Raw genomic sequence first — 12,212 nt, forward strand, 5'->3', positions numbered from 1 at the left:
TCAATGATTATAATGATTGCAGCCGCTGCAGAAAACAACGCACTAGGCAAAAACAATGATTTAATATGGCACTTACCTAATGACTTTAAAAGGTTTAAAGCGCTAACAACCGGCCATCATATTATCATGGGAAGGAAAACTTTTGAAAGTTTCCCAAGACCATTACCCAATAGAACACACGTAATAATTACAAGATCGAAAGACTATGCACCTGAAGGCTGCATTGTTGTTAATAGCATGGAACAAGCCATTGCAGCATGCCCAAAGGAAGAAGATATTTTCATTATAGGTGGAGGAGAAATATATAATTTAGGAATTACCTATGCAGACAAAATCGAACTTACGCTAGTTCATCATACATTTGAAGCTGATGCTTTTTTTCCCACAATAGAGAAAGAAAATTGGATTTTACAAAATTCAGAAAAACAACTAAAAGACGACAAGCATCAATTTGACTATACTTATCAAACCTTTGTTAAAAAATAAAAACACCCTTTCGAGGGTGTTTTTATTTTTAAATAAGTTCAATGAAGGGAACAGGACCTACTCCTGAAACAGTATTTGATAACATAAAATGATGATTACAAATGCTAACAATATCCCCGAGATAAAGATGATAGCATTTGCTGATTTTTGAGAGTACATCTCAAAGAAGCCCTTAATACCAAATACCACAAAGGTACTAAAGACAAAGAAAATTAAAATTTCCAAAAACAAATTTAATCCTAAGAACGTATTTCGCGTTAAACTTACACCGCAGTTTTTAAATACTGCAGCTTCAAAACAGCTTACAAGAACAAGTGAGAAAAGCAACGCAAAAACTAACCACTTGATTTGGGCCTTCCATTCCCTAATAATCATTGAATTTTTATTTTTGTAAATTTGCGCATTTATACATAAGTGCACAATACCCACTTTTAGTGATTTTTAGCTTTTTTAGCTTACCTATTTTTTTAATTTAAAAACCCATTAAAAAGATGACATATAGAGTTGACTGCTTTTAGATAAAAAGTAGAGACTATTATATTATCTTTGTAAAAAATAATAAAATGTCAAAAAATATTACCCCATATAAAGATTCAGGACTTGGAAAAAAAGAACAAGTAGCTCAAATGTTTGATAACATTTCAGGAAATTACGACAGCTTAAACCGTGTAATTTCTTTTGGTATCGATATAAAATGGAGAAAAAAAGTACTTAAAATAGTCCAAGACAGCCAACCCAATACAATCTTAGATATCGCTACAGGTACAGGAGATTTAGCTATTTTAATGGCCGAAACAAATGCTAAAAAGATCATTGGATTAGACATATCAGCAGGTATGTTAGAAGTGGGTGTAAAAAAAATAGCAGAGAGAAAACTGTCTCAAACAATAGAAATGGTTTTAGGCGATTCAGAAAACATACCTTTTGACGACAACTATTTTGATGCAATTACAGTTGCTTTTGGAGTAAGAAATTTTGAAACGCTAGAAAAAGGATTAGCTGAAATATTACGAGTACTAAAGCCTAATGGTGTTTTTGTAATTTTAGAGACCTCCGTTCCAGACAAAACTCCGTACAAACAAGGTTATAACTTTTATAGTAAAAATATCTTACCGCTCATTGGTAAAATGTTTTCCAAAGACAATGAGGCATACGGATATCTATCTGAATCTGCGGCTGCATTTCCATATGGAGAAGCCTTGAACAATATTTTACGAAAAGTTGGGTTTATAGATGTTGTAGCAAAGCCGCAAACTCTTGGTGTAGCAACTATATATGTTGCTTCAAAAAAATAAACAAAGCTTACTTTCGAATGAAAAAAATTGCAGTCATAATCTTCCTCATGCTCACTAGCCCTGGATTCACTCAATCTAAGGGCATGTTTAGCAGAGATCCTTTAATTAATTTAGAAAATTTCCAAAAGCAAAAAGTTTATTTTGGATACTACCTTGGGTTCAACTCTTTTGATTTTAAAATAGATTATAAAACTGTAGGACCTGACATTCAAGTAAAAAAAACCACAGGATTCAATGTTGGAATAGTGGGTGATTTAAAACTGCAAGAATACATTAACTTGCGGTTTGAACCCGGCTTATATTATACAAAAAGAGACTTAAATTACCCGAATTTCAGCAGACCCGTAGACGCTCTTAGGGAGGTAAATAGTACCTATATTCACTTTCCGTTATTATTAAAATTCTCTTCGCTACGTACCGGAAACATAAGACCTTATTTAGTTGGTGGTCTTTCTGCTACTTTAAACTTATCGAGCAATTCTAAATCTATAGATGATAACGAAGAGCAGCGATTTAGAGTTAAACCATGGACTACCAATTACGAATTAGGATTAGGTATAGATATTTTTTCTGAATACTTTATATTTTCACCCTCTATTCGAGGTGTTTTTGGTATCAATGACGAATTAATTCGTGACAACGACCCTAACAGTCCTTGGACCGGAAACATAGAGTCACTAAAATCTAGAGCTATATTGATCAATTTTACTTTTCACTAGTAAATATTATTCATTTTAGGTTTATAAAGCATTTCTTTTAAACTCACTTAAAATAATACCAGTCGCGGTTGCTACGTTTAAACTTTCTGTTTTTTGAACTGGACCAAAACGCGGAATAGAAAGCTTACTTGTAACCCTGTTTTCTATTTCCTTTGAAATTCCGTTAGCCTCGTTACCCATGACAATGATACCTTCGTGAGGTAAATTGCTCTTGTAAATAGAATCTCCATCCATAAAAGTACCAAAGACCGGTATCGAAACATTGCTTAAATAAGCCTCCAAATCAATATAATTAACATTAACTCTTGTTATGGAACCCATAGTTGCTTGTACCACCTTAGGATTATAGATATCCACTGTTTCCTTCGAACACAAGATTTGCTCTACACCAAACCAATCACAAAGCCGAATAATAGTTCCCATATTACCAGGGTCTCTAATGGAATCCAGCGCAACAATCAAACCTTTAGTGCTAGTGGGTTTTTCAACAGGTATATAAAAAACAGCTAAACACGTATTTGGCGTAGCTAAAGCAGAAATTTTTTTTAAATCACTTTCAACCACCACTGATTTTTTATCAGTTGCCACTGAAGCAAAGTCATTTTGAGTGGTGTATAAATGAACAAGCTCTAAATTAGATGACAACAATTCGTTAACAGCTTTAATACCTTCGGCAAAAAACATTTGATTAGCTGTTCGATACTTTTTTTGCTGTAAACTAGTTATTAGTTTTATTTGGTTTTTACTAACCATAAAAATATGTACTTTTGAATTAAATATATTAGAACACTTGAAAAAAATCTTAACAAAAATATCATTATTTATTCTAATAGGAATAATAATATCTGCTTGTGACGCTGAAAAAAGAGTCCCAGCTGATAAAAGACTACTAACTAAAAATGAAATTATAGTTAATGACAAAAAAATAGCAGATGAAATTGTATTTAATCAGCTGTATCAAAACCCCAATAGCACTTTGCTCTTAGGGTACAAACTTAGACTTAATTTGTACAATTTAGCTAATCTAAATCCAGACTCTACTTACCAAGCAAAATTCACCAATAATCCCGGCAAATATGAGCGAAAGTCTAAATGGCTATCAGCCAAACAGGTTGATCGCTTAGGCCAGTCATTTTGGTATCATGGCATACACGAGTTTTTAAAAAGAACCGGTGAACCTCCTGTAATAATTGACAGTGCTAAAACTACAAAATCATTATTAAGACTAAAATATTATTATTTTAATGATGGTTTTTTTGATGTAGAGACATCGGCTAGTCTAGATACCGTTAAACCAAAAAAGGCTGCGGTTAAATATTTAATAAAAACTGGTGCCGCCTACTTGTTAGACACCATCAAAACTACTATTTCTACACCTGCGCTAGACTCTCTTTACGATTCTAGAAAGGAAACTGCTATGATACAATCTGGCAAGCAATATAAAACAACCGATTTTGAAGAAGAACGCAATCGAGTTTCGACGCTTTATAGAAACAATGGAGCTTATTACTTTCAACCCACGTACGTAAACTTTGACATCGATACCATAGGAAAAATAAACAAGGCTAATGTAAACTTGATTATAAACGACTATTCATATCAAGAGCAAGACTCAACTAGAACAGAACCATTTAAATTGTACACCATTAGTGATGTCAATATCTATACTGACTACAATTCAAACAAAGAATCTCAAATAATTAAAGATAGTCTTACGTACAAAAACTTTAATATCTACAGCCACAATAAGCTGAAGTATAAGCCTTATGCCATAACAGATGCTATTTTTATAGCAAAAGGAAGTTTATTTGCTGATTTTAAAACCGTACTAACAAGCAGGTATTTAAATAATCTCAAAATTTTCAACTATCCAACCATACAATACGAGCTTGATAAACGCGACTCAACGGCAAGCTCTTTAATAGCAAAAATATACCTAACACCCAGAAAAAAATACAGCTTTGGAGCTTCGTTTGATGTTACCCACTCTAATATCCAAGATATTGGAATAGCATTCAGCCCTTCATTAACCATACGAAATGTATTCAATGGTGCCGAAACATTAGAACTTTCGGCACGTACAAACATAGGTTCATCTAAAGATTTAGCAAATCCCAATAATCAATTCTTCAACGTTTCAGAATACGGTGCGGATTTAAAACTAAATATCCCAAGAATCTTTCTACCATTTAGAACGGAAAAAATCATCCCAAAAAGTATGATTCCGTCCACTTTGATGGCAATAGGTATCGCCAGACAAACAAATATTGGTCTAGATAAAGAAAATTTCACTGGAGCTGTTTCATACAATTGGAATCCAAAAAGAAATAATACCGCGAGATTTGATTTGTTTAACGTTCAATTTGTTCGCAATCTAAATCCAAATAATTACTTCAATGTATATCGCTCCTCTTACGATGCGTTGAATGCAATTGGGAAAACTTTTAACACCAACAGCACCTATTTTGACAATTCAGCCGACAGGAACTTAATTATTCAATCAGGGACTACAGGGTTCACCAATGATGTGCTCAACAATGCCACGGCATTAACATCGGGAGATGATGAGTATCAGTCTGTAAAAAGTATTGAGGAAAGAAGAGTTCGATTGACGGAGAATGACTTTATATTGGCTACAAGTTTCTCTTTTACGAAAACAACTAAAAAAGACCTTCAAGACAACTCATTTTATCAATTTAAAACTAAAATCGAATCAGCTGGATCCCTATTATCGTTTATTGCGAATGCATCAAACCAATCATTTAATGCGAATGGAAATAGAGAAATTTTTAATTTAGAATACTCTGAATACATTAAAACCGAATTTGACTACATCAAACATTGGGACCTTACTAAGGAAAAAGTCTTAGCAGTAAGAAGCTTTTTTGGGATAGCCATCCCTTTTGGAAACTCTGACAACATTCCCTTTTCACGAAGTTATTTCTCAGGAGGATCTAATGACAATAGAGCTTGGCAACCCTATAGTTTGGGACCTGGTAGCAGTGGAGCACTTAATGATTTCAATGAAGCAAACATGAAAATCGCACTAAGTGCTGAGTTTAGATTTAAGCTTTTAGGAGATCTAAAAGGAGCGTTATTTGCTGATGCAGGAAACATTTGGAACGTGAGCGATAATGTTACTGATCCAAAATCCACATTTACAGGCATTAGTAGCTTACAAGATATTGCCCTTGGTTCAGGATTTGGACTTCGATACGATTTAACCTTTTTAGTTGTGCGTTTTGACTTTGGATTTAAAACATACGATCCCGCGAATGAAACAGGAAAAAAATGGTTCAGACAATACAACTTTGCTAACTCCGTTTTAAATTTTGGTATCAATTACCCTTTCTAATGCTATTTAATTCTTATTTTTGCATACTAAAACTAAAAAAAAGAACCAACTAAAAACAAATTAAAATGGGACACAACATCAAACCGGGCGTTGCCACAGGTGATCAAGTACAAGAGATTTTTAATTACGCAAAAGAAAAAGGCTTTGCACTTCCAGCAGTAAATGTAACTGGATCTAACACTATAAATGCAGTGCTAGAAACAGCAGCAAAACTAAATGCGCCAGTGATTATTCAGTTTTCTAATGGAGGAGCACAATTTAACGCAGGAAAAGGATTATCTAATGAAAATGAAAAAGCTGCAATAGCAGGTGGTGTAGCAGGAGCACTACATATTCATACTTTAGCTGAAGCTTACGGAGCAACAGTAATTTTACATACTGACCACTGTGCAAAAAAACTATTACCGTGGATTGATGGTTTATTAGATGCATCTGAAAAACATTTTGCTGCAACCGGAAAACCTTTGTATAGCTCTCACATGATTGATTTATCTGAAGAGCCAATCGAAGAAAACATCGAAATCTGTAAAGGTTATTTAGAGCGTATGAGTAAAATGGGTATGACATTAGAAATCGAGCTTGGAATCACAGGTGGTGAAGAAGATGGCGTAGACAACTCTGACGTTGATAGCTCTAAATTATATACACAACCAGAAGAGGTGTCGTATGCTTACGAAGAACTTTCTAAAATAAGTCCAAAATTCACAATTGCTGCTGCTTTTGGAAATGTACACGGAGTTTACAAACCAGGAAATGTAAAATTGACTCCAAAAATTCTAAAGAACTCTCAAGATTATGTTCAAAACAAGTGTAACACAGGACACAATCCAGTTGATTTTGTTTTCCACGGTGGATCAGGTTCTACGCTGGAAGAAATCAGAGAAGGTATTAGCTACGGAGTAATAAAAATGAATATTGATACTGACTTGCAGTTTGCTTTTACAGAAGGTATTCGTGATTACATGGTAGAAAAAATAGACTACCTAAAAACACAAATTGGTAACCCTGACGGTGCTGATGTTCCTAACAAAAAATATTACGATCCAAGAAAATGGTTGCGTGAAAGTGAAATCACTTTTAATACTAGACTAGAGCAAGCATTTGCCGACTTGAACAACGTGAATACATTATAAAATAGTGGACAGTAAGCAGTTTCTAGTAGGCAGTTTAAATCAATTTTACTGAATACTTCAACTAATTACAAGCACTAAACATTTGAATACTGAACACTGAATACTAGAAAAATGGCTTGGTTTAAAAGAAAAGAAAAAGGAATTACGACTGCTACCGAAGACAAAATGGATGTTCCAAAAGGACTTTGGTACAAATCGCCTACGGGAAAAATTATCGATGCTGACGAGTTAGAACGCAATTTATTTGTTAGCCCAGAGGATGGTTTTCACGTTAGAATTGGCAGTAGTACCTATTTTGAAATTTTGTTTGATAACAACGAGTTTGTAGAGTTAGATAAAAACCTTACCTCTAAAGATCCTTTGCATTTTGTAGACACAAAAAAATATGCAGATCGTTTGAAAGATGTAATGGAAAAAACAAAACTGAAAGATGCTGTTCGTACAGGAGTAGGAAAATCTAAAGGAAAAGAATTGGTGATTTGTTGCATGGATTTCGCCTTTATTGGTGGCTCTATGGGAGCTGTTGTAGGTGAAAAAATTGCAAGAGGAATTGATCACGCAATTAAAAACAAACTTCCTTTTGTAATGATTTCTAAATCTGGAGGAGCACGTATGATGGAGGCTGCTTATTCTTTAATGCAACTTGCTAAGACTTCTGTAAAATTAGCGCAGTTAGCAGAAGCAAAACTACCATACATCTCTTTATGTACTGACCCTACCACTGGTGGAACTACAGCTTCCTACGCTATGCTAGGAGACATCAATATCTCTGAGCCTGGAGCCTTAATTGGATTTGCTGGCCCAAGAGTTGTAAGAGACACTACGGGTAAGGATTTACCAGAAGGTTTCCAAACAGCTGAGTTCTTGTTAGAGCATGGATTTCTAGACTTTATCACACCAAGAAAAGAATTGAAAGACAAGATTAACTTGTATATCGATTTAATACAAAATAATGAAGTTAGATAATTAATCACTATTTCATTAAAAGCAAAAAACCCAAGAACTATTTCTTGGGTTTTTTTATACGTAAAAATCAACAAATGGATTTTATTCTCTATGAATTACATACAATAGCAAAAAACACTAGGCCTATTACATCCCAGTTCTAATTGCCTCCACAGGATCTAATTTTGAAGCTGTAATAGCAGGTAAAATTCCAGATACCAAACCAATCAACGCCGCTAGTCCAGTTCCTAATAGCACATTCCCCATTCCTAAAACAAATTCAAAATCTAAGGCCTCTGTTAATACAAAAGCAATAATCCAAACAAGGAACAAACCTATTGCACCACCAATTACCGAAAGAATAATAGCTTCGAATAAAAATTGAAATAAGATAAATCTATTTTTAGCACCCAATGATTTTTGAATACCAATTAAATTGGTTCTCTCCTTTACAGAAACAAACATAATATTTGCAATTCCAAAACCTCCTACTAAAAGTGAAAAACCACTAATCATCCAGCCACCAAATTTCATATTTAAGATAATTCCATCGATTAGATCCGTAAAACCAGAGAAAACATTGATAAAGAAATTATCAATTTCACCTGCTTTTAATCCTCTATTCGTGCGTAGCTTTTGTGAAATCTCTTCTTTGTAAGCCTCCATATCTACCCCACTATTAGGCTTAAACACGATAACATTTGTTAAAGAGGTATTATTATCGCCATACGATTGACGGATGAAGTTCACTGGCAAATAAGCAGATGTGTCATCACTATCTCCAAAAAGTCCGGCACCTTCCTTTTTTAAGACTCCAATAACAGTAAACTTTTGCCCATATACACGAACACTTTTCCCTAGGGGATCTATATCTTCAAAGAGTGAACTAGCTATTTCGTTTCCTAAAACAATAACCTTCGCTCCTGAATTAGATTCGGATTCATTATAAAATCGACCTTTCTCAAATTCCAGACCTTGAATATCTATAAACTCGTAAGATACAGGCACCATATTCACATCAGAAACCACATTAGAGTCATACTTTATAGATTCTCTTTTGGTAAAAATCTGAAAGGCAACCTCGTTTGTATTGGTCATTGTACTTTTTAGATAAGTATATTCATCATACGCTACATTAGGAAACTGCTCTCTCTTCCACTGCGGAATATCTGATGGCCCAAATGAGAATCGCATTAAGTAAATAGTGTTTTTATCCAATGAACTAAGATCTTTAGATATCTTTCTATCCAAGGAGTCAACTGCTGCAAGAACTGCTATAATGGAAAAAATCCCAATAGTCACACCCAACAACGATAATAAAGTTCTTAATTTATTATTGCTCAATGCATTCATTGCAAAAGTGAAACTCTCTTTCAATAATCGAAAATATAGTAACATAAAATCTTTATTTGTGTTAAGGTAAAAATCTAAAAATTATATTCAAAAACCTAGCAAGCTATTAATTTGTTTAAACAGCTCAGTTACAATTTCAGTACCCAGTTAGGATAGCAAGCAACTTTATAAATTATCTCAAATTCAAATAGCTCAATTTTAACTTTAAAAAACTATTTTTGCACTTTATAACTATAACTACACATGAGCACAACTAAAACAATTCAATCAGCATTAATTTCTGTTTTTTCCAAAGAAGGTCTTGAACCAATTGTAAGACAACTAAACAGTCAAAATGTTACACTTTATTCTACAGGAGGGACAGAAGATTTCATAAAAAACTTAGGCATCCCCGTTATTCCAGTTGAAGATGTGACGTCATACCCATCTATTCTTGGTGGGAGAGTAAAGACATTACACCCAAAAGTTTTTGGAGGAATTTTAAATCGTCAAGATAATCCTAGTGACGTTCAACAAATGGAAGAATTTAACATTCCACAAATTGACTTAGTGATTGTCGATCTATACCCTTTTGAAAAAACAGTTGCATCGGGAGCAAGTGAAGCAGATATTATCGAAAAAATAGATATTGGTGGAATCTCCTTAATACGCGCTGCAGCTAAAAACTTTAAAGACACCGTAATCGTAGCTTCGGTAAATGATTACAGTACGCTACTTGAAAAAATAACAACACAAAACGGAGCGACAACATTAGAAGACAGGAAATTATTTGCTACAAAAGCATTCCATGTATCTTCACACTACGACACAGCTATCTTCAATTATTTTAATACCGACGAGACCATATATAAAGAAAGTATTACTGAAGGCCAAGTATTAAGATACGGAGAGAACCCGCATCAAAAAGGATTTTTCTTTGGCGATTTTGATGCTATCTTCAACAAAATACACGGGAAAGAGTTATCGTACAATAATTTATTAGACGTAGACGCTGCTGTTAACTTAATTAATGAGTTTAAAAACGACGGCCCTACCTTTGCTATACTTAAACACAATAACGCTTGTGGTCTTGCCTCTAGAAAAACAATTAGCGAGGCTTATGTTGCTGCACTAGCATGCGATCCTACATCAGCATTTGGTGGCGTTTTAATAGCTAATACAAAAATCGACGTTGCTACAGCAATAGAAATTAATAAGTTATTTTGCGAAGTTGTAATAGCACCAGAATATGAAAAAGAAGCGATTGCGATTTTAGAAGAAAAGAAAAACAGAATTATATTAATTCAAAATGAAGTTGAACTACCTAACAAACAAGTTCGTACTTGCTTGAACGGTCTTTTAATTCAAGAAAGAAACAATATCACAGACAATAAAGACGATTTAAAAACCGTTACAACAACAAGCCCTACAGAACAAGAAGTTGAAGACTTAATATTTGCTTCTAAAGTGTGTAAAAACACGAAGTCAAATACAATTGTGTTTGCAAAAAACGGAACACTCATTTCATCAGGTACAGGACAAACATCACGAGTAGACGCATTAGTTCAAGCAGTAGAGAAAGCAAAGGCTTTCGGTTTTGATTTAAAAGGTGCTTCGATGGCAAGTGATGCTTTTTTCCCTTTTCCAGATTGCGTTCAGCTTGCAAAGGAAGCTGGAATAACAGCAGTAATCCAACCAGGAGGATCTATAAAAGATCAATTAAGCATAGATTATTGCAACGAAAATAAACTTGCAATGGTATTTACAGGAACCCGTCATTTTAAACATTAATTTGTTTAACTTTGTTGGCTCTTATTTTTTAACTTTTAAACCCCTAAAAGACATATGGGATTTTTTGATTTCATGACCGAGGATATTGCGATAGATCTTGGTACCGCTAATACTTTAATCATTCACAATGATAAAGTAGTAATTGATAGCCCATCAATAGTTGCCCGCGATAGAATATCGGGCAAAATCATTGCTGTTGGTAAAGAAGCCAACTTAATGCAGGGTAAGACACATGAAAACATTAAGACCATAAGGCCTTTGAAAGACGGTGTAATTGCTGATTTTGATGCTTCTGAAAAAATGATCAGTATGTTTATCAAAAGTATTCCTGCTTTGAAAAAAAGAATGTTTACTCCCGCTCTTAGGATGGTAGTATGTATTCCTTCAGGAATTACAGAAGTAGAAATGAGAGCTGTTAAAGAATCATGTGAAAGAGTAAACGGAAAAGAAGTTTACTTGATACATGAACCTATGGCTGCAGCAATTGGTATTGGTATCGATATCATGCAACCTAAAGGAAATATGATTGTGGACATAGGTGGTGGTACTACAGAAATTGCAGTAATCGCACTTGGTGGGATTGTGTGCGACAAATCAGTGAAAATTGCTGGTGATGTTTTTACAAATGATATTGTGTATTACATGCGTACACAACACAACTTATTTGTTGGTGAAAGCACTGCTGAAAAAATAAAAATCCAAATTGGAGCTGCTATAGAAGATTTAGAAACTCCTCCTGAGGACATGTCAGTTCAAGGAAGAGATTTACTAACAGGTAAACCTAAACAAGTAGACGTTTCATACAGAGAAATAGCGAAAGCACTAGACAAATCAATTCAACGAATTGAGGATGCAGTAATGGAAACATTATCACAAACGCCTCCTGAATTAGCAGCAGATATTTACAATACTGGAATATACCTTGCTGGTGGAGGATCGATGTTAAGAGGTCTCGACAAACGTATTTCGCAAAAAACAGACCTACCAGTTTATATAGCTGAAGATCCGTTAAGAGCGGTTGTTCGTGGTACAGGTATGGCACTGAAGAATATTGGAAAATTTAAAAGCATCTTAATTAAATAAGATGCTATTAGACTTGAGGCTCTCTAAGATTTCCTTAAATCAATACTATCCAAATACTTACGGTTTTTCAGAA

The 12,212-nt window shown here is 34.2% G+C and carries 10 protein-coding genes; 8 read left to right on the top strand and 2 right to left on the bottom strand.

Going from position 1 to position 12,212, the window contains the following annotated elements; all coding sequences use genetic code 11:
• The first annotated feature begins 3 nt into the window (after positions 1 to 3).
• The 3 genes from H8R22_RS00355 (at position 4) to porT (ending at position 2,500) form a co-directional block, all read left to right on the top strand.
• The gene (locus H8R22_RS00355; RefSeq protein WP_187009615.1) at positions 4 to 486 is read left to right on the top strand and encodes a dihydrofolate reductase; all 483 of its coding nucleotides are present in this window, start codon (positions 4 to 6) and stop codon (positions 484 to 486) included.
• Positions 487 to 1,049: 563 nt separating this feature from the next.
• Positions 1,050 to 1,781, top strand: a complete 732-nt coding sequence (ubiE, locus tag H8R22_RS00365) for a bifunctional demethylmenaquinone methyltransferase/2-methoxy-6-polyprenyl-1,4-benzoquinol methylase UbiE (RefSeq protein WP_187009501.1) — start codon at positions 1,050 to 1,052, stop codon at positions 1,779 to 1,781.
• Between the two features lie 17 nt (positions 1,782 to 1,798).
• Positions 1,799 to 2,500, top strand: a complete 702-nt coding sequence (gene porT, locus H8R22_RS00370; protein ID WP_187009500.1) for a type IX secretion/gliding motility protein PorT/SprT — start codon at positions 1,799 to 1,801, stop codon at positions 2,498 to 2,500.
• 21 nt (positions 2,501 to 2,521) lie between these two features.
• Here the strand turns inward: porT and H8R22_RS00375 are convergent, their stop codons facing one another.
• On the bottom strand, positions 2,522 to 3,253 hold the full coding sequence (locus H8R22_RS00375; protein ID WP_187009499.1) for a TrmH family RNA methyltransferase: 732 nt from the start codon (positions 3,251 to 3,253) through the stop codon (positions 2,522 to 2,524).
• 37 nt (positions 3,254 to 3,290) lie between these two features.
• Between H8R22_RS00375 and tamL the strand changes: the two genes are divergently transcribed.
• The 3 genes from tamL (at position 3,291) to accD (ending at position 7,954) form a co-directional block, all read left to right on the top strand.
• Positions 3,291 to 5,855 (top strand): translocation and assembly module lipoprotein TamL, encoded by a 2,565-nt coding sequence (gene tamL / locus H8R22_RS00380; protein ID WP_187009498.1) that lies wholly within the window; start codon positions 3,291 to 3,293, stop codon positions 5,853 to 5,855.
• Between the two features lie 65 nt (positions 5,856 to 5,920).
• Positions 5,921 to 6,988 (top strand): class II fructose-bisphosphate aldolase, encoded by a 1,068-nt coding sequence (gene fbaA, locus H8R22_RS00385; protein ID WP_187009497.1) that lies wholly within the window; start codon positions 5,921 to 5,923, stop codon positions 6,986 to 6,988.
• Between the two features lie 111 nt (positions 6,989 to 7,099).
• On the top strand, positions 7,100 to 7,954 hold the full coding sequence (gene accD, locus H8R22_RS00390) for an acetyl-CoA carboxylase, carboxyltransferase subunit beta (RefSeq protein ID WP_187009496.1): 855 nt from the start codon (positions 7,100 to 7,102) through the stop codon (positions 7,952 to 7,954).
• 126 nt (positions 7,955 to 8,080) lie between these two features.
• On the opposite strand, the gene H8R22_RS00395 is transcribed toward accD, so the two are convergent.
• Entirely contained in the window at positions 8,081 to 9,331 is a 1,251-nt protein-coding gene (locus H8R22_RS00395; protein WP_187009495.1) for an ABC transporter permease, read from the bottom strand.
• 198 nt (positions 9,332 to 9,529) lie between these two features.
• Between H8R22_RS00395 and purH the strand changes: the two genes are divergently transcribed.
• Together purH and H8R22_RS00405 are read left to right on the top strand one after the other, a co-directional pair.
• Complete coding sequence (gene purH, locus H8R22_RS00400; RefSeq protein ID WP_187009494.1) at positions 9,530 to 11,056, top strand: bifunctional phosphoribosylaminoimidazolecarboxamide formyltransferase/IMP cyclohydrolase; 1,527 nt, start codon at positions 9,530 to 9,532, stop codon at positions 11,054 to 11,056.
• Between the two features lie 54 nt (positions 11,057 to 11,110).
• Positions 11,111 to 12,139: a rod shape-determining protein gene (locus H8R22_RS00405; RefSeq protein WP_187009493.1), complete on the top strand. Its 1,029-nt coding sequence runs from the start codon at positions 11,111 to 11,113 to the stop codon at positions 12,137 to 12,139.
• Positions 12,140 to 12,212 lie beyond the last annotated feature (73 nt).

This window comes from Flavobacterium kayseriense (assembly GCF_014305095.1).
Lineage (GTDB): Bacteria > Bacteroidota > Bacteroidia > Flavobacteriales > Flavobacteriaceae > Flavobacterium > Flavobacterium kayseriense.

Excerpts from the sequence above, each read along its gene's own strand:
- accD (WP_187009496.1), top strand. The coding sequence starts at position 7,100 with ATGGCTTGGTTTAAAAGAAAAGAAAAAGGAATTACGACTGCTACCGAA.
- H8R22_RS00395 (WP_187009495.1), bottom strand. The coding sequence starts at position 9,331 with ATGTTACTATATTTTCGATTATTGAAAGAGAGTTTCACTTTTGCAATG.
- porT (WP_187009500.1), top strand. The coding sequence starts at position 1,799 with ATGAAAAAAATTGCAGTCATAATCTTCCTCATGCTCACTAGCCCTGGA.
- purH (WP_187009494.1), top strand. The coding sequence starts at position 9,530 with ATGAGCACAACTAAAACAATTCAATCAGCATTAATTTCTGTTTTTTCC.
- H8R22_RS00355 (WP_187009615.1), top strand. The coding sequence starts at position 4 with ATGATTATAATGATTGCAGCCGCTGCAGAAAACAACGCACTAGGCAAA.
- H8R22_RS00405 (WP_187009493.1), top strand. The coding sequence starts at position 11,111 with ATGGGATTTTTTGATTTCATGACCGAGGATATTGCGATAGATCTTGGT.
- ubiE (WP_187009501.1), top strand. The coding sequence starts at position 1,050 with ATGTCAAAAAATATTACCCCATATAAAGATTCAGGACTTGGAAAAAAA.
- fbaA (WP_187009497.1), top strand. The coding sequence starts at position 5,921 with ATGGGACACAACATCAAACCGGGCGTTGCCACAGGTGATCAAGTACAA.
- H8R22_RS00375 (WP_187009499.1), bottom strand. The coding sequence starts at position 3,253 with ATGGTTAGTAAAAACCAAATAAAACTAATAACTAGTTTACAGCAAAAA.